This window comes from Clostridium sp. cel8 (genome assembly GCF_014050525.1).
GTDB lineage: Bacteria > Bacillota > Clostridia > Clostridiales > Clostridiaceae > Clostridium_B.
Genome location: NZ_JACGAG010000001.1, coordinates 178,130 through 195,824, shown reverse-complemented (window position 1 = coordinate 195,824; position 17,695 = coordinate 178,130). Strand labels below are relative to the sequence as shown.

At 29.0% G+C, this 17,695-nt stretch carries 14 protein-coding genes; 13 read left to right on the top strand and 1 reads right to left on the bottom strand.

Annotated elements, in window-relative coordinates:
* Positions 1-138: 138 nt before the first annotated feature.
* The 3 genes from H2684_RS00960 to holA all read left to right on the top strand — a co-directional run bounded on the left by H2684_RS00960 (position 139) and on the right by holA (position 5,631).
* Positions 139-2,736: an HAD-IC family P-type ATPase gene (locus H2684_RS00960; protein WP_182087482.1), complete on the top strand. Its 2,598-nt coding sequence runs from the start codon at positions 139-141 to the stop codon at positions 2,734-2,736.
* A gap of 66 nt (positions 2,737-2,802) precedes the next feature.
* Entirely contained in the window at positions 2,803-4,563 is a 1,761-nt protein-coding gene (locus H2684_RS00955; RefSeq protein WP_182087481.1) for a ComEC/Rec2 family competence protein, read from the top strand.
* Positions 4,564-4,587: 24 nt separating this feature from the next.
* Entirely contained in the window at positions 4,588-5,631 is a 1,044-nt protein-coding gene (holA, locus tag H2684_RS00950; RefSeq protein ID WP_182087480.1) for a DNA polymerase III subunit delta, read from the top strand.
* Between the two features lie 30 nt (positions 5,632-5,661).
* Here holA and rpsT read toward each other — a convergent pair whose 3' ends face one another.
* Positions 5,662-5,928 (bottom strand): 30S ribosomal protein S20, encoded by a 267-nt coding sequence (rpsT, locus tag H2684_RS00945; RefSeq protein ID WP_182087479.1) that lies wholly within the window; start codon positions 5,926-5,928, stop codon positions 5,662-5,664.
* Positions 5,929-6,137: 209 nt separating this feature from the next.
* On the opposite strand from rpsT, the gene gpr reads away from it, so the two are divergent.
* The 10 genes from gpr to H2684_RS00895 all read left to right on the top strand — a co-directional run bounded on the left by gpr (position 6,138) and on the right by H2684_RS00895 (position 17,688).
* Positions 6,138-7,130, top strand: coding sequence for a GPR endopeptidase (gene gpr / locus H2684_RS00940; RefSeq protein WP_182087478.1), 993 nt, complete (start codon positions 6,138-6,140; stop codon positions 7,128-7,130).
* Positions 7,131-7,223: 93 nt separating this feature from the next.
* Positions 7,224-7,547 (top strand): hypothetical protein, encoded by a 324-nt coding sequence (locus H2684_RS00935; RefSeq protein WP_182087477.1) that lies wholly within the window; start codon positions 7,224-7,226, stop codon positions 7,545-7,547.
* 173 nt (positions 7,548-7,720) lie between these two features.
* Positions 7,721-9,529, top strand: a complete 1,809-nt coding sequence (lepA, locus tag H2684_RS00930) for a translation elongation factor 4 (RefSeq protein ID WP_182087476.1) — start codon at positions 7,721-7,723, stop codon at positions 9,527-9,529.
* An 11-nt stretch (positions 9,530-9,540) separates the two neighbouring features.
* Positions 9,541-10,695: a radical SAM family heme chaperone HemW gene (gene hemW / locus H2684_RS00925; protein WP_182087475.1), complete on the top strand. Its 1,155-nt coding sequence runs from the start codon at positions 9,541-9,543 to the stop codon at positions 10,693-10,695.
* A gap of 191 nt (positions 10,696-10,886) precedes the next feature.
* Positions 10,887-11,927: a heat-inducible transcriptional repressor HrcA gene (gene hrcA, locus H2684_RS00920; protein ID WP_182087474.1), complete on the top strand. Its 1,041-nt coding sequence runs from the start codon at positions 10,887-10,889 to the stop codon at positions 11,925-11,927.
* A 55-nt stretch (positions 11,928-11,982) separates the two neighbouring features.
* Positions 11,983-12,708, top strand: a complete 726-nt coding sequence (gene grpE / locus H2684_RS00915; protein ID WP_243159237.1) for a nucleotide exchange factor GrpE — start codon at positions 11,983-11,985, stop codon at positions 12,706-12,708.
* A 63-nt stretch (positions 12,709-12,771) separates the two neighbouring features.
* The gene (gene dnaK, locus H2684_RS00910) at positions 12,772-14,634 is read left to right on the top strand and encodes a molecular chaperone DnaK (protein WP_182087473.1); all 1,863 of its coding nucleotides are present in this window, start codon (positions 12,772-12,774) and stop codon (positions 14,632-14,634) included.
* Between the two features lie 154 nt (positions 14,635-14,788).
* Positions 14,789-15,937, top strand: coding sequence for a molecular chaperone DnaJ (dnaJ, locus tag H2684_RS00905; protein ID WP_182087472.1), 1,149 nt, complete (start codon positions 14,789-14,791; stop codon positions 15,935-15,937).
* Positions 15,938-15,971: 34 nt separating this feature from the next.
* On the top strand, positions 15,972-16,916 hold the full coding sequence (gene prmA / locus H2684_RS00900) for a 50S ribosomal protein L11 methyltransferase (RefSeq protein WP_182087471.1): 945 nt from the start codon (positions 15,972-15,974) through the stop codon (positions 16,914-16,916).
* A gap of 19 nt (positions 16,917-16,935) precedes the next feature.
* Entirely contained in the window at positions 16,936-17,688 is a 753-nt protein-coding gene (locus tag H2684_RS00895) for a 16S rRNA (uracil(1498)-N(3))-methyltransferase (protein ID WP_182087470.1), read from the top strand.
* Positions 17,689-17,695: the final 7 nt, after the last annotated feature.

The window sequence follows — 17,695 nt, the reverse complement described above, 5'->3', positions numbered from 1 at the left end:
ATAATTAAAATATAAAAATATTTTTGTATTATTCTTGTAAAAATATAATTTATTTTAATTTATAAAGTTGAAATATTTAAATACGATATAATATAAGTATATTATTTTGTCCTTTTTAAAAGGAAGGTGAAAAATTTTATGATTAAATGGTATAAAAAATCCTGGAGTGAAATTGTAAAACAATTAGATAGCAATAGTTATTATGGACTTTATGATGAACAAGTTGAAGATCATAGAAAAAAATATGGAACTAACAATATAGTAATGCCTGAAGTTAAAAGTCTTTTAAATATTGTGTTTACTCAATTTAGAGAGTTTTGGATATTATTTCTTTTTTTATGTTTTTTAGTGCTTACATATTTTAAGCTTTTTTTACTATCCGGAATACTTATTTGTATAATACTTATTAATTCTATATGTGTGGCTTTAAATCAGTATAAGGATGAAAACAATATTAAAGAATTAAAAAAATTAAATATGGGATATGCAAGAGTAATAAGAAATGGAAGGACAATGAAAATTCCATCAGAAGATATTGTAGTTGGAGATATAGTTATAGTAGGTACTGGTGAAGCTGTAAATGCTGATATGAGAATTATAGAATGTAATGATTTAAAAGTTGATGAATCTTCTGTTACAGGAGAAAAATATCTTGTAGATAAATATGAAGCTAAAATAGAAGATGATGAGATTGGACTCTCTGATATGAAAAATATGCTCTTTAAGTCTTCTGTTGTTGTAAAGGGAGATGTTACTGCAATTGTAGTGGCAGTTGGAATGGATACACAAGTTGCAGAAATAATGAAACTTCTTTTAAAAGAGAATAAAATGGTAGGTTCTTTTAAAGAAAGTTTAAATGAAATATTAAATATGTATTCTAAGATTTTGATATCAGTTTCTTTAATTGGACTTTTACTTAAATATAATTTAAAGGGAAATATTGAAGACTTTATAATTAATCCAATAGTTTTGTATTTAAGTTGTTTTCCTATTGGATTTTGTGTAATTCTCTGGTTTATTAATAATATATTATTAAACAAGCTTAAAAAACATAACATAAATTTCAAAAATATTTTTAGTGTTGAAAAATTTTCTAAGGTATCTGCTATATGTACTAATAAGATAGGTGCTTTTTCAAAAAAAAGAGTTGATATAGTAAAGGCCTATGGAAGTGGTGAATTTATAGATATTTATGAACAAGATCCTAATGGAGATATGAATGAAAATTTGTTTAGAATGTTAAATATAGGAGTTTTATGTAGTGATATAAAATCTGATTATGAAAATATAGATGAATCAAAGAATGACTTAGTGGATGCTTCTATTATAAGATTTGCACAAGAAAAGGGAATTTATAAAAGAAAGATTCAAGGGAAATATAGAAAATTATTCCAAATTTCTTTTGATACTGAAAGACGCATAATAACTACTGTAAACAAAGTTAACAATAAGTATAGAGCAAATGTGAAAGGTGCTGTTGACTCAATACTTGAAAGATGTACTCATATATTAAAAAATGGGGTAGAACTTGAAATAACTGAAGATGATATAAATTCTATACGCAATGCAGATATAAACATGTCAAATGAATCACTAAATGTAGTTGGTTTTGCATATAGAAATTTTAATTATGAACCAAGTCAAAATGAAAATATAGAAAGTAATCTTGTGTTTGTAGGACTCATTGGATTTGAGAATAAGTTGAATGAAACTGCAGAAATATCTATTAAGAAAGCTTATGCACTTTCTATAAAACCTATTATAATCACAGATGATGGTAAACTAACTGCTCTTGCAGTTGGGAAAAAACTTGGAATTGTAAAGAAGCTTCAACAAATACTATCTGGAGTTGAGATAGATAATATGGAAAATGAAGAATTTAAACGTATAGGGGAAAAGATAAATATTTTTTCAAGAATTAATTCAAAACATAAAATCCAAATTATACAGGCATTGAAAGACTATGGATATATGACTGCTATAACTGGATATCGGCTAACAGATATTCCGGCACTTAATATGGCTAATGTTGGAATAACAAATAGTGAAAGTAATATAGTTAAGAAGTTATCAGATATATTTGTATCAGATATTGATTTTATGAAGATGCTTAATCTAGTTGAAGACTGTAGAAGAATAATAAATGTACTGAGAAAAATAGTAATATACATATTAACATGTAGTTTTGGGATTTTATCTTTCCTATTTATAAATATGTGTTCAGGTATTAATCTGGATAGTATACAAAATATGTTTTTAAAAACAGTATGGATAAATGTTGCGCTAATGTCTTTATCATCTCTTGCACTTGTGAATCAATATAAAGATGAGAATACAGAATACAATAATTATAGTTTTGGAAAAGACATGGTAAAAGATAGATTATCATTTATAATATTTAATGGATTTTTAATTGGGTTGCTAGGATTTATTTCTTTTAAAACAGCAAGTTTTTTTGGATGTAATTTTTCAAGTAGTGTATCATCTATAGTTTTAAATCTTTACTTTGCAATTTTCATATTGAGTTTTACAAATAGAAAGTTATTTAAGGGTAAAATTCCCAATGTCATACTTGCAGTAAATATTATTCTCCAAATTTTAATAGTACCATTAATAGATGGATTTATGATTATAAATGATTTTAATTATTGGCTTACTACAATTATATTTACTCTGCCATGGTTTGTATTTTGCGTCTTTCATAAATTAGATATGGAAAACTATTATAAATATTGATTCTGTTTCATTTTAAATGTTTATAATTTGTCTTATTGGATACAATTGTATACAGAGGTGCTGCCTATGAAAAAACCATTGATATTTTATGCAGTTTCTACAGGTGTAGGATGTCTGTTTACATTGGAATGTTTTGATAACGTATTAGTAGGAATAGCTATTGCTATTCTATTTTTTATAATATACTTTACTACCCTTAAGAGAAAATTTTTTATAATAAATGTTCTATTTTTTATTCTTGCTGTACTTAGTACTTTAAATTATTTTAATATTGATGTAGGAAAGAGTACAGAAATAAGAGTACTTGAAAACAAAGGATATTATTTTTTAGGTAATATAAGAGGAAGAAAGATAATATTAAATGGAAATATAGAGGACATTAAAGAAGGTAATAAAATATATGCATTTGGAAGTTTTAAAATCAATAGACAATTTTCAAGAGGAATTATAGGAGAATACAATATTAAAAAATATGTAACTTTAAAAAAGGATATTGTATATTATTCTTATCAATATAAAAAATTTATTCACGAGAAATTTCAAAATGCAATTGGAAATGATAGAGCTGCCATTTTAATGGGTATAAGTTTTGGAGATACTCAATATTTTAATGAAGATCAAAATCTGGAATTTCAGAAACTTGGAGTTGTTCATGCTGTAAGTGTTTCAGGACTTCATATGGCTGTTCTTTATGGAGCTGTGGAAAATTTACTTGGATTCAAATTGGCAGTAGTTGCTTCTGCTTTATATGCATTTTTTACAGGCATGTCTGCCGCTACTGTTAGAGCATTTATAATGATATTTATATTTAAAATGTCAAAAATATTTTTTAGAGAATATGACAGCCTTTCATCTTTGAGTCTAGCGGCAATTGTACTGATGATAGCTAAACCTTACTATATAGTTGATGTAGGATTTGGATTATCATTTTTAGCTACATTAGGAATACTTTTATATTATAGTAAATTATCAAGAAAACTATATATGCTTCCACAGAAAATAAATGAAGGTATAAGCCTTGGACTGTCATCTCAGATATATTCTCTTCCATATATTGCATTTACAATTCAAAAGTTTAGTTATGTATCACTTATTGCAAATTTATTTTTAGTTCCTATATATTCTGTAGTTGTTGTACTTGGAAATATAGCTCTTATAGCTTGTTTTTTTGCCCCATTGTTCAATATAATAGCTCATTTTGTGAATACTGTTTTAGTAGCAGCAGAAGGTTCATCTTATATGATATTAAAATTACATTCCAATATTACGCATTTAAGTTATTTAGAAGGAATTTTGATCATTATTTTTTATATGAGTTATATTTTGTATAGATCAGGATATAAAAAGATGAAGTATTTTCCAATTATATTTTTAATAGGTGTATTTTTAGAAAGTTATAGCTTTTTTACTGAGATAACTGCTTTAAATTTTGAAAATGGACAGTCTATTATTATAAGTAATAAAAATGATAAAATTATGTTTTGTAGTTATGATCTATTACATTGGAAATGGATAGATGATATAAAAGAACATGTGAATCTAGATAAACTTGTAACAAATCCTAGAGAAAAAACTGTCTATAAAATAGATAAAAATAAATTTTTAAAATTAGATTTTCAACAGAATAATTGTACTGTTGTAAGCTTATATGAAAATAGGAGTAAATTTAATTTTGTATTTTCTTCTAAGAATAAATCTAACATAGATACTGGCAGTGAAAATACAGTTTATATACCTAAAATAAAAGAAAAACAACAATATTATAATACATTAGATAGTAGTATTAAATATGTTATAATATTTAACAGGATAATTAGAGTTAAGTAGGTATTATAAAGTGAGGTGAATACTATGATTGATACATTTACCTTTAAAGAAGACATTAAAAAGGGAAATTTAAAAAGTTGCTACATATTTTATGGAACAGATGAAAAGATTATTGAAGAATGTATAAATAGTATAGTAGATAAGGTTATAGAACACAATTTCTTAGAATTAAACTGTGAAAAGTTTGATGGATCTTCACTTGAAAGTTTTGATAGAGTAATAAATGCATGCCAAACTCTTCCTTTTATGAGTGAAAAAAGAGTTGTGATTGTTTACAGAGCATCATTTATTAATGACAATTCAAAAGATAAGAGCAAGTTGTCAGGTGAAAAACAATTTAAAAATATATGTAGTTATTTAAAACAGATTCCAAAGCATTGTATTCTTATAATGTATGATGTTTTTAAAAGTAAGAGAGATAAGCCCGGTAGAAAGATATACAACATTGATAAAAATGCATGTGTAGTAAATGTAGGTAAACTTAAAGGAAGGCAGTTTGAAAATAGAGTTCAAGAGCTGTTTAATGAGAAAAAAAAGAATATAAGAAAATTTGAGCTTAGGATATTTTGCAGTATTATGGAAGATATTGATTTTGGTACTGTGAAAAATGAGGTAGAAAAACTCTGTTGTTATACTTATGGAAGAGATATAACTAAAGATGATATAAGAAAGCTTTTTATGAAAGTTGATGATGATGATATATTTGACCTTGTAAATTCTATAGCAAATAAGAAAGTAAAACAGGCTTTGAACGTTTTAGATGAACTTTTATATAAAGGGGTTAAGATAAGTTATATTCTAGCTATGGTGGAAAGACAATTTGATATGCTGCTTAGAATAAAAATTGAACTTGAATTAAAAAAAGACAAAAAAAGCATAATGAAAACTCTTAAAATTAGATCTGACTATGCCTATAGTATTATGGTAAGTCAAAGTAAGAAGTTTACGTTGAAACAACTTAGACGCGCTTTGGATTTATGTTTAAATGTAGAGCAAAGAATTAAAAGTTTGTCTGTAGATGAGAAAACTGAAATGGAACTTCTTATAATAAATACAACTGCTGCATAAATAAATAACCGGTTTGAACCGGTTTATTTATTAAGCAGATAAATTATTTAATTTTGCTGCCAATCTAGATTTTTTTCTTGCTGCTTTATTTTTATGTAATACACCTTTTGATGCAGCTTTGTCTAAAGCTTTTACTGAGGCAGCAAAAGTAATTTTAGCTTCTTCAAGGTTTTTGTTTTCAATTGCAGTTTCAAACTTCTTTAAAGTTGTTTTCAATGAAGATTTTATCATTTTGTTTCTTAAAGTTTTAGTCTGTATAACTTTTATTCTTTTCTTTGCTGATTTAATATTTGCCATATTAGTTCACCCCCTTATAATTTTATAAAATCTCAGCAGCTTTGGGGAATGCTAGTGAGTTTCGAATATTTGACAAATGCTATTATAGCATTAAAAGTAAGTTTCTTCAAGTGAATTTTTAAATTTCAATTTTCAATTATTTAATGAATATATACATTTTAAAAGTAGATAATAATAATTAACAACTATATGAACTTGGAGTGATTATTGTGTTTGATAATGTTAGAACTGACTTAGCTGTAGAAGCTAAGCAAATCTATGAAAATGAAAATTCATCAAAAATAGATGGAATTAAAGTTGATGAGAAAGTAAAAGATAATATTATAATAACTAATGTAAGAGTATTAGATGATGTTGGAGAGAAAAAGATAGGTAAACCAAGGGGATCTTATATAACAATTGATATACCTAGACACACATATTATGATGGAGAAGTAAGAGATAAATTAAGTGGTGTAGTTGGATTTGAGTTGAAACAAGTGATAAATTCTCTCAAAACCAAAATAGATAGGAGTATGACTGTACTTGTTGTTGGACTTGGAAACTGGAATATAACTCCTGATTCCCTTGGACCTAAAGTAATTTCTAAGTTAATGGTCACAAGACATTTAAGGCAGCTTATTCCTGATAAAATAGATGAAAGAATAAGGTCTGTATGTGCTATAGCTCCAGGAGTGCTTGGAATTACAGGAATTGAAACTGTGGAAATAGTCAGAGGGATTGTAGATAGAGTAAAGCCTAATTTTATAATATGTATAGATTCATTGGCATCTAGAAAACTAGATAGAGTAAATTCAACTATACAGATAAGCGATACGGGAATTTCACCAGGTTCAGGTGTTCAGAATAAGAGAATGGAATTAAGTGAGAAGACACTTAAAATACCAGTAATTGCAATAGGTGTACCTACTGTGGTAGATGCAGCTACTATGGCAAATGACACTATCGACATGGTATTAAAGGATTTAATATCAAAATCTAAAAAAGGTAGTGAGTTTTACAATATGTTAAAAGATGTAGATAGAGAAGAGAAAAAAAAGTTAATATGCGATGTGCTTAATCCATATTCTCAAAATATTATGGTTACTCCAAAAGATGTAGATGCAGTCATGAATTACATATCCAAAGTAATAGCAACTGCAATAAATATAGCACTGCAAACTGAACTTAATACAAAGGAGATAGATTCCTTCTTAGATTAAGACTTTTAAATTATATAAAATGTTAAATGTGAATAAAATATGTAAAATATGGTCATCCTAAATAATAGAATTTTTATTATAAGGGTGATTTTTATGAGCAAATATGCATTTAGATTGGTATTAATATTTTGTATTGTTTTTATTTTAACGGGTGTAGTTGTCATAAATAATGGCATGCCTCAGTTTGTTAAAGACGAGTCAAATTTTAACATAGAATACAGTATATCACCATTGAATTTCAAAGTAGAAACTACAAATTATTCTATTGATATGAATGGAAATTTAATAAGTAATATAGGAAAAAAGTCATCTCAAATTATGACAAGTTCTGTAAAAGAAATAGAATATGTAGTAAATAAAATCACTGATAGTATGTTTAAAATGTTTGACGGAATAAAATCAATAGTTGGTCATTAATCTTGTTATAAAAATTTAAATTCCAATATTGCAATTTGCTATTGTATAGTCTTTTCACTGAATATGTGATATGTTATAATTTATTATAAATAATAGTGTTTGTGTAAAAAGATTTGCAAAAAGTGCAAATCTTTTAAATTTATTTGATGACCAAGTGATGGAGGTTATTTAGCATGCAAAGTGAAAGACAAAAAAATATAAGAAATTTTTCAATAGTTGCTCATATAGATCATGGTAAATCAACACTTGCAGATAGACTTATTGAAAAGACAGGTACTCTTACTAAAAGAGAAATGGAATCACAAGTGCTTGATAATATGGAACTTGAAAGGGAAAGGGGCATAACTATAAAATCGCAAGCTGTGAGATTAGTATATAAAAGATCTGAAGATGAAGAATACATATTAAATCTTATTGATACACCAGGACATGTAGATTTTAACTATGAAGTGTCAAGAAGTCTTGCAGCTTGTGAAGGGGCAATACTTGTAGTAGATGCTACTCAGGGCATACAGGCTCAGACACTAGCCAATTGTTATCTTGCTCTTGATCATGATTTGGAAATTGTTCCTGTAATAAATAAAATAGATCTTCCAAGTGCAAGGCCGGATGAAATAAAAAATGAAATAGAAGATGTTATTGGAATTGAGGCAGAAGATGCTCCACTGGTATCAGCTAAAACAGGGTTAAATATAGAGGATGTTCTTGAAGCTATAGTAGAAAAGATTCCAGCACCAGATGGAGATGAAACAGCTCCTTTGAGAGCACTTATATTTGATTCAAATTATGACAGTTATAGAGGGGTTGTCTGTCATATAAGAGTGAAAGAGGGAAGTATAAAGCCTGGAATGAAGATAAAATTAATGGCTACAAATAAGTCCTATGAAGTTACAGAAACAGGAGTGTTTGCACCTAATTTTCTTCCAAATGATGGTTTGAAAGCTGGTGATGTGGGATACTTTACTGCTTCTATAAAAAATGTAAGAGATGCTAGAGTAGGAGATACAGTTACTGAAACCACAAGACCTGCATCTGAGCCACTTGAGGGATATAGACCTGCAGTTCCAATGGTGTTTAGTGGTATTTATCCTGTAGATGGTGCAAAATATCAGGAATTAAAAGATGCACTTGAAAAACTTCAAGTAAATGATGCAGCACTTTCATTTGAACCTGAAACGTCAATAGCATTGGGATTTGGATTTAGATGTGGTTTTTTAGGACTTCTTCACATGGATGTTATCCAAGAGAGAATAGAGAGAGAATTTAATTTAGACATAATAACTACAGCACCATCAGTTGTATATAAAATAATAAAGACAGATGGAAGTGTTCTAGAACTTACAAATCCTACAAATATGCCAGAAGTATCTGAAATAAAATATATGCAAGAACCTATAGTAAAAGCGTCTATAATAACCCCTTCTGATTATGTTGGAGCTGTTATGAAACTTGCACAGAGTAGAAGAGGTACATTTAGAGATATGCAGTATATAGAAACTACAAGAGTGTCTTTGAATTATGATATACCATTAAATGAAATAATATATGACTTCTTTGATGCATTAAAATCAAGAACAAGGGGATATGCATCTTTTGATTACGAATTAAAAGGTTACAGTGAAGCAAAACTTGTTAAATTGGATATACTTTTAAATGGAGAAATGGTAGATGCACTTTCAATGATTGTTCCAGAAGAAAGAGCCTATGAAAGAGGAAGATTTATATCACAGAAATTAAAGGATATAATCCCAAGACAGTTATTTGAAGTGCCTATTCAAGCAGCTGTAGGAGGAAAGATTATAGCAAGAGAAACAGTTAAAGCTATGAGAAAAGATGTGCTTGCAAAGTGTTATGGTGGAGATATTTCAAGAAAGAAGAAGCTTCTTGAAAAACAAAAAGAAGGAAAGAAAAGGATGAGACAAGTTGGATCAGTTCAAATACCGCAGGAAGCTTTTATGGCTATATTAAAAACAGAGGATTAGGTTGATATTATATGGAATCATTTAAATGTGCATTTGATCAAAGGGACAGTGTATCATTGTATATACACATACCGTTTTGCTTTAAAAAGTGTATTTATTGTGATTTTACATCTTTTAGTGGTGTAGAAAATTTAATGGAGGAATATTCTAAAGCACTTTCAAAAGATATACTGTCTTGTACAGGTAAAAAAGTAAAGACTATATTCATAGGAGGGGGAACTCCTACTTATTTAAGTTTAAGTTCATGGGAAAATATATATAAGGCTATATCTTCCCTTAAATTTACTGACAATGTTGAATTTACAGTTGAAGGCAATCCAGGAACATTTACTGAAGAAAAACTTAAGTTTTTACATAAGATAGGTGTTAATAGGTTGAGCATTGGACTTCAGGCATGGCAAAATAGTATTCTAAAAAATTTGGGAAGAATACATACTGTTGAAGAATTTATTCAATCATATAATATGGCAAGAAAGCTTGGATTTTCAAATATAAATGTTGATTTGATGTTTGGTCTTCCCAATCAACATATTGAAGATTGGAAAGAAACGCTAGAAAATGTTATAAAACTGGATCCGGAGCATATATCATGCTATAGTCTTATAATTGAACCAAATACACCACTATATTATATGTATAAAAAAGGTGATGTTAAAGTCCCAGAAGAAGAAAAAGAGAGAGAAATGTATGATTTTGCTATAAATTTTCTTTTAGATAATGGATATATACAATATGAAATATCAAATTTTTCAAAGAAAGGATATGAATGTGCTCATAATTTGACTTACTGGAATTTAGGAGAGTATTTAGGATGTGGAGTTGATGCACATTCTTATATGAATGGATACAGATATAGGAAGTCAAAAAATATAAAAGAATATATAAATCAGGCAAATGAAAATAATATAGTTAAATTGGATTTACATAAAAATTCTATTGAAGATGATATGGAAGAGTTTATGTTTATGGGACTTAGAAAGATTCGTGGAATATCAATTTCAGAATTTAATTCAAGGTTTAATGTAGACATATATTCAATTTATAAAAATCCAATAGAGAAACATTTAAAATATAGAACATTAATTAGAAAAGGAGATAGATTGCATCTTAGTAGAAGAGGTATCAATGTATCTAATAGTGTAATGTGTGACTTTATCTTGACGTGATAAATATATTGCATAGATATTTGGAGAAAAACTTAGTATTTAATATAAATATTTAATATAATTAAGTATATAGTATTATTTAACTATATAAAAGACATTGCATAAAGTTGACAAAAAAAAATATCAGTGATATTTTTTAATCATAGCAATTAGCACTCAACGATAGAGAGTGCTAATAAAGAGGTGATATTATGGAAATGGATGAAAGAAAAATAAGAATACTTCAGGCTATAATACACGATTATATAAAGACTGCGGAGCCTGTAGGATCCAGAACCATAGCTAGAAAATATGATATGGGTATAAGTTCTGCCACAATAAGAAATGAAATGGCAGATCTGGAAGACATGGGGTATTTAGAACAACTTCATAGTTCTTCAGGAAGGAAACCTTCAAATAAAGGTTATAGGCTTTATGTAGATAAACTTATGCATGTACCAGATATTACTCAAGAAGAAATGTATATGATAAAACAACATATTTTAAATAGTGCTATTTTTGAAATGGATAAGATAATAAAGCAAGCAACACTTCTTCTTTCAGAACTTACTAAACTTACATGTATAGTAAAGACTCCTTCTGTAAGCAAGAGTTATATAAAACATCTACAACTTATAAATATAGAGTCAAATCACAATATATTGTTTTTGATTGTTACAGATAATGGAGTTATAAAGAACAATGTAATAAGAATTGGAAAAAATGTTTCTGATAGAGTGCTTACAAAATTAAGTAATATACTTTGTAGTAGACTTAAAGGACTTAATAGCGAACAGATAAATTTAGAAGTTATAAATAATATAAAAGCAGAGTTGAGTGGATATGAAGATATATTTAATGCAATAATACCTGTTTTATATGATAATCTGAATAGTGCAGATAATGTAAATATTTATATGCAAGGTACTGTAAATATATTCAACTATCCAGAATATAAAGATATTGAAAAAGCTAAAGGATTTCTGTCAATGCTGGACAATAAAGAAAAAGTAAGTGAACTTCTAAATAATTCATCAAGTATTTCAATAAGAATTGGGAATGAAAATTATATAAAAGGGGCAGAAGACTGCAGTGTTATATCAGCAGTTTATAATCTTGGTAATAAGCCTATAGGCAATATTGGATTAATAGGCCCTACGAGAATTCCATATTCTAAAGTAGTATCTTTACTGACAAATGTAGTCAAGGAATTAAATTATATATTGACAAATACTTATTTTGATGATAATTGATGTTAGTGTTCACCTATATTTTATTATAAAATAGTGAATTGGAGGAAGCATTTAAATGTTTAAAAAGAAGGATGATATGAAAAACAATGAGAAATGTAAAGATGAAAACTTAGAAGGTAAAGATGTTAAAGAGGAATTGAAAAATAATGAAGAGAGTCATGAAGAAAATTTAGAAACATCAAATGAAGATGAGAGTCCTAGTAATAATGAGAATGAAGAAGGTTCAAATGAATCACAGGATACAAATAGTTCAGATGACAGTGTAGAAAATATAGGGGATCTGAAACTTATAAAAGATTTAAAAAGTGAAAATGAAAAGCTGAAAGGTGAAAATGAAAAGTTGAAAGATGAAAGTAAAAAACTGAAAAATGAATTTGAAGCCTTAAAGGATAGGTTGGCAAGGACAGTTGCAGAATATGATAATTTTAGGAAGAGAACTGCAAAGGAAAAGGAAAATATATATACAGATGCATGTGGAGATGTGTTAAAGGAAATACTTCCTGTACTTGACAATTTGGAAAGGGCAATTTCGGCAGATGGAAGTGCAGATGATTTGAAAAAAGGTGTCAAGATGACAATGAATATTTTTAATGATGCATTTAAAAAGTTAGGTGTAGAAGAAATCCCTACAGATGGCGAATTTGATCCTCATCTTCATAATGCAGTTATGCATATAGAAGATGAAAATTATGACAAAAATTGTATAGCTGAAGTATTTCAAAAGGGATATAGAAGGGGAGATAAGGTAATAAGATATAGCATGGTTAAAGTAGCAAATTAATTCAAAATACAAAATAAAGGTTAAAGTTGATTTTGAAGTTAGTTAATTTAGGAGGTAATTAATATGTCAAAAATAATAGGTATTGATTTAGGTACAACAAATTCTTGTGTAGCAGTTATGGAAGGTGGAGATCCTGTAGTAATAGCGAATTCAGAAGGTTCAAGAACAACTCCATCAGTAGTTTCATTTCAGGATGGAGGAGAAAGACTTGTAGGTCAAGTAGCAAAAAGACAGGCAATAACAAATCCTGATAAAACAATAATGTCAATAAAAAGAGAAATGGGAACAGACCATAAGGTAACTATAAACGGAAAACAATATACACCACAGGAAATATCAGCAATGATACTTCAAAAGATAAAAGCTGATGCTGAAGCTTATTTAGGAGAAAGTGTTACAGAAGCAGTTATAACTGTTCCTGCATACTTTAATGATAGTCAAAGGCAGGCAACTAAAGATGCTGGTAAAATTGCAGGACTTAATGTACGCAGAATAATAAATGAACCAACAGCTGCAGCACTTGCTTATGGATTGGATAAAACAGAAACAAATCAGAAAATATTTGTATATGACTTAGGTGGCGGTACTTTCGATGTATCAATATTGGAACTTGGAGATGGAGTATTTGAAGTTAAAGCTACAAATGGTGATACTCATCTAGGTGGAGATGATTTTGATCAGAAGATAATTGATTATATAGCTGATACATTTAAATCTGAGAATGGAATAGATCTTAGAAATGATAAAATGGCTCTTCAAAGATTAAAGGAAGCTGCAGAAAAAGCTAAAATTGAACTTTCATCATCAATGCAGACGAATATAAATCTTCCATTTATAACAGCAGATGCATCAGGTCCAAAACATATAGATATGAATCTTACAAGAGCTAAATTTAATGAATTAACACAGGATTTAGTTCAAAGAACAATAGAACCTATGAAAAAGGCATTAAATGATGCAGGACTTACAATAAATGATATAAATAAAGTAATACTTGTTGGTGGATCTACAAGAATACCTGCAGTTCAGGAAGCTGTAAAGAACTTTACAGGTAAAGAACCTTCAAAAGGTGTTAATCCTGATGAATGTGTTGCAGTTGGAGCTTCTATTCAAGCAGGAGTTTTAACAGGAGATGTAAAGGACGTATTGCTTTTAGATGTTACACCTCTTACTCTTGGAATTGAAACTTTAGGAGGAGTTGCAACTCCACTTATTGAGAGAAATACTACAATACCAACTAAGAAGAGTCAAATATTCTCAACTGCTGCAGATGGTCAGACTTCAGTAGAAATTCATGTTGTTCAAGGAGAAAGAAAGATGGCAGCTGATAACAAGACACTTGGAAGATTTACGCTTTCAGGTATAGCACCAGCACCAAGAGGAGTTCCACAGATAGAAGTTACATTTGATATAGATGCAAATGGTATAGTAAATGTATCTGCTAAGGATAAGGGAACTGGAAAAGAGGCTAATATAACAATTACAGCATCTACTAACTTAACTGATGAAGAAATAGATAAGGCAATTAAAGATGCTGAGAGGTTTAAAGAACAAGATGAAAAGAGAAAACAATCAATAGAGATAAAGAATAATGCAGATCAATCTGTATATCAGGTAGAAAAGACATTGAAAGATTTAGGAGATAAGGTATCTCAAGAAGATAAAAAGTTGGTAGAGGAAAAAATAGAAGCTTTAAAGAAGATCAAAGATGGTGATGATCTTGATGCTATAAAGAAAGCTACTGATGATTTAACTCAGACATTCTACGGAATTTCATCAAAGATATACAGTCAGAATGCACAACAGGCAGGACCAAATCCAGGTGCAGGTTCAAACCCAGGCGCAGGGTCAAATCCAGGTGCAGGTTCAAATAAGAAAGATGATAATGTAGTAGATGCAGATTATAAGGTAGACGACGATAAATAATAATATATTCTCTTCACGATTATATGTTAAATGTGTATAATAGTAATAGTTAAGGGATGAGTTTTTACTCCTCCCTTAATTTAAGTATAGGATTTAATTTGGAATTATAAATTAATAGGTATAGTATATTTTTTATTAGGTGGTGAAATGTAAAATGGCAAATAAAGATTATTATGAAGTCTTGGGACTTCAAAGAGGTGCCAGTGATGATGAAATAAAGAGAGCATATAGAAAATTGGCTTTAAAATACCACCCAGATAGGAATCAAAATAATAAAGAGGCTGAAGAAAAGTTTAAAGAAATAAATGAAGCCTATCAGGTTTTATCAGATCCACAGAAAAAAGCACAGTATGATCAATTCGGAACAGCTGATTTTGGAAATATGGGCTCAGGTGGAGCTGGATTCGGTGGATTTGATTTTTCAGATTTTGGTGGTTTTGGAGATATATTTGATTCGTTTTTTGAAGGAGCATTTTCACGAGGTGGAAGTTCAAGAAGACAGAGAAATGCACCACAAAGAGGAGCAGATCTTGAATATACTTTAAATTTGACTTTTGAAGAAGCTGTTTTTGGAGTTAAAAAGGAAATAAGTTTAAATAAGCATGAAACTTGCAGCCATTGTCATGGTACAGGTGCAAAGCCTGGTACTAAGCCACATACTTGTGATAAATGTGGAGGAACAGGACAAATAAAGACACAGACAAGTACACCTTTTGGAAGTGTTGTGAGAATGAGTACATGTGACAAATGTGGAGGTACTGGAACTGTAATAAAAGAATTTTGTCCATATTGTAAAGGAAGTGGAAAAGTACGCAAGAAGAAAAAGATAAAAATAAATATTCCAGCTGGGGTAGACAATGGAAATGTAATTCCTATAAGAGGACAGGGAGAAGTAGGAACAAATGGAGGCCCTTCTGGAGATCTGTATATAAATATAAAAGTTGCTCCAAGTCCTACATTTAAGAGAGATGGTTTTGATATATATATAGATAAGCATATAAGCTTTGGAAATGCAGTTTTAGGAACGACACTAAAAGTTCCTACAATAGATGGTGAAGTGAAATACGAAGTTCCAGCAGGAACTCAATCTGGAACTGTATTTAGACTTAGAGGAAAAGGCGTAGAAAGAGTAAATGGTCATGGCAGAGGTGACCAGTATGTAAATGTAATAGTAGATGTTCCAAAGAATATAAATCAGAAACAAAAAGAGGCACTTATTGATTTTATGGAGGCAAGTGGAGAAATTGTAGGAGGAAAAAAGGGCAAAGAATCTTTCATAAACAAACTAAAGCATAAATTTTAAAAATATGAGTTATTTTATTGAAAGCGGTGTATAAATGGATAAAAATTGGGTGGAAGTTTCTATTGAAACTAAAAGCGAAGCTATTGAGGCAATTTCTGGAGTGCTCTATAATGTTGGAGTTAAGGGCCTTTCCATTGAGGATCCAGAAGATGTTGAATTTAAAAAGAAACATCCCGAGGATTGGGACTATTTTGATAACAGTCTTTTAAAGGAAAAGGATTATGCAGTAATAAAAGCCTATTTTACTAGAGATAAAGATTTTAACAAAAATTTAGATTATATAAAAGATTCAATTAATAATCTAGAAGAATTTGGCATTGATAAGGGTAGAGGTAATATTGTAGTAAAAGATGTAAATGAAGAGGACTGGGAAAATAATTGGAAGAAGTATTATAAACCTACTAAAGTTGGGAATAAGATAGTTGTTGTGCCAATATGGGAAAATTATAAAGAAAAAGATGATGATATAGTAGTAAAACTGGATCCTGGTATGGCCTTTGGTACTGGTACTCATGAAACTACTAGAATGTGTATTAAACAATTGGAAAAGTATGTAGATAAGAATTCTACGGTATTTGATATAGGAACAGGATCTGGAATACTTTCTATATCAGCTGCAAAATTAGGTGCCAGTTCTGTTTTAGGTGTTGATCTAGATAGTATAGCTGTAGAGTCTGCTAAAAACAATGTAAAATATAATAATTTAAAGAATATAAAAATATTGCATGGAAACTTAATGGATGTAGTAAGTGGAAAAGCAGACATAGTAGTTGCAAATATAATTGCTGAGATCATAATACTTTTAACTGATCAAGTTAAAAATTTCTTAAATGATAATGGATTATTTATATGTTCTGGGATAATTGAAGGTAGAGAAAATGATGTAATAGGCAAATTGAAGCACTCTGGGTTTGATATAGAAGATGTAAATAAAGATGGAGAATGGACTTGTGTAACTGCAAGATTTATAAGAAGATAAATTTTTAAAGAGGTTTTTTATGCGTAAGTTTTTTGTAGCAGATGAAAATATAATAGATGGTGTGGCTCATATTTTAGGAGAAGATGTAAAACATATATATAAGGTACTCAGATTAAAAAGTGGAGATTCTGTTATCATAAATAACTGCTGTGGTGAAGAATTCTCAGGAGTAATATCTAATGTAAATAAAAGTGAAGTTCAAGTTAAAATAATAGAGAAGCTCCACCTAAATTCTGAAAGCAATATAGAGATACACTTGTTTCAAGGATTTCCTAAATCTACAAAAATGGATTTAATAGTTCAAAAAGCCACTGAATTAGGTGTGAGAGAAATAACACCAATTTTTACTGAAAGAGTAATTGTAAAAAATAAAAATTGTGAATCAAAAAAAATTCAAAGATGGAATAAAATAGCATTGGAAGCTTGTAAACAATGCAAAAGAAGTATAATTCCAAAAATAAATTTGCCAATGGATTTTGATGAAGTAGTGGAGGCTGTTAAATCTAAGGATATTATTGTAGTGCCTTATGAAAATGAAAAAAATTTTGGAGTGAAAAAATTAATTAAAAGCATAGATAGGAATAATGTGAAAAGTATTGCTGTAATTATTGGACCAGAAGGTGGTTTTGCAGATTCAGAGATAAATGCATTAAAAAATATAAATTCAAATATAGTTACACTTGGTTCTAGAATACTTAGAACTGAAACGGCTGGTTTTGTATGTGTATCTTTACTCATGTATGAATTGGGTGATTTAGGAGGAATAGATTAGTTGGAAA

Bases quoted from the DNA above. Each gene is read 5' to 3' on its own strand.
- H2684_RS00960 (WP_182087482.1), top strand. From the start codon at position 139: ATGATTAAATGGTATAAAAAATCCTGGAGTGAAATTGTAAAACAATTA.
- H2684_RS00955 (WP_182087481.1), top strand. From the start codon at position 2,803: ATGAAAAAACCATTGATATTTTATGCAGTTTCTACAGGTGTAGGATGT.
- holA (WP_182087480.1), top strand. From the start codon at position 4,588: ATGATTGATACATTTACCTTTAAAGAAGACATTAAAAAGGGAAATTTA.
- rpsT (WP_182087479.1), bottom strand. From the start codon at position 5,928: ATGGCAAATATTAAATCAGCAAAGAAAAGAATAAAAGTTATACAGACT.
- H2684_RS00935 (WP_182087477.1), top strand. From the start codon at position 7,224: ATGAGCAAATATGCATTTAGATTGGTATTAATATTTTGTATTGTTTTT.
- lepA (WP_182087476.1), top strand. From the start codon at position 7,721: ATGCAAAGTGAAAGACAAAAAAATATAAGAAATTTTTCAATAGTTGCT.
- hemW (WP_182087475.1), top strand. From the start codon at position 9,541: ATGGAATCATTTAAATGTGCATTTGATCAAAGGGACAGTGTATCATTG.
- hrcA (WP_182087474.1), top strand. From the start codon at position 10,887: ATGGAAATGGATGAAAGAAAAATAAGAATACTTCAGGCTATAATACAC.
- grpE (WP_243159237.1), top strand. From the start codon at position 11,983: ATGTTTAAAAAGAAGGATGATATGAAAAACAATGAGAAATGTAAAGAT.
- dnaK (WP_182087473.1), top strand. From the start codon at position 12,772: ATGTCAAAAATAATAGGTATTGATTTAGGTACAACAAATTCTTGTGTA.
- dnaJ (WP_182087472.1), top strand. From the start codon at position 14,789: ATGGCAAATAAAGATTATTATGAAGTCTTGGGACTTCAAAGAGGTGCC.
- prmA (WP_182087471.1), top strand. From the start codon at position 15,972: ATGGATAAAAATTGGGTGGAAGTTTCTATTGAAACTAAAAGCGAAGCT.
- H2684_RS00895 (WP_182087470.1), top strand. From the start codon at position 16,936: ATGCGTAAGTTTTTTGTAGCAGATGAAAATATAATAGATGGTGTGGCT.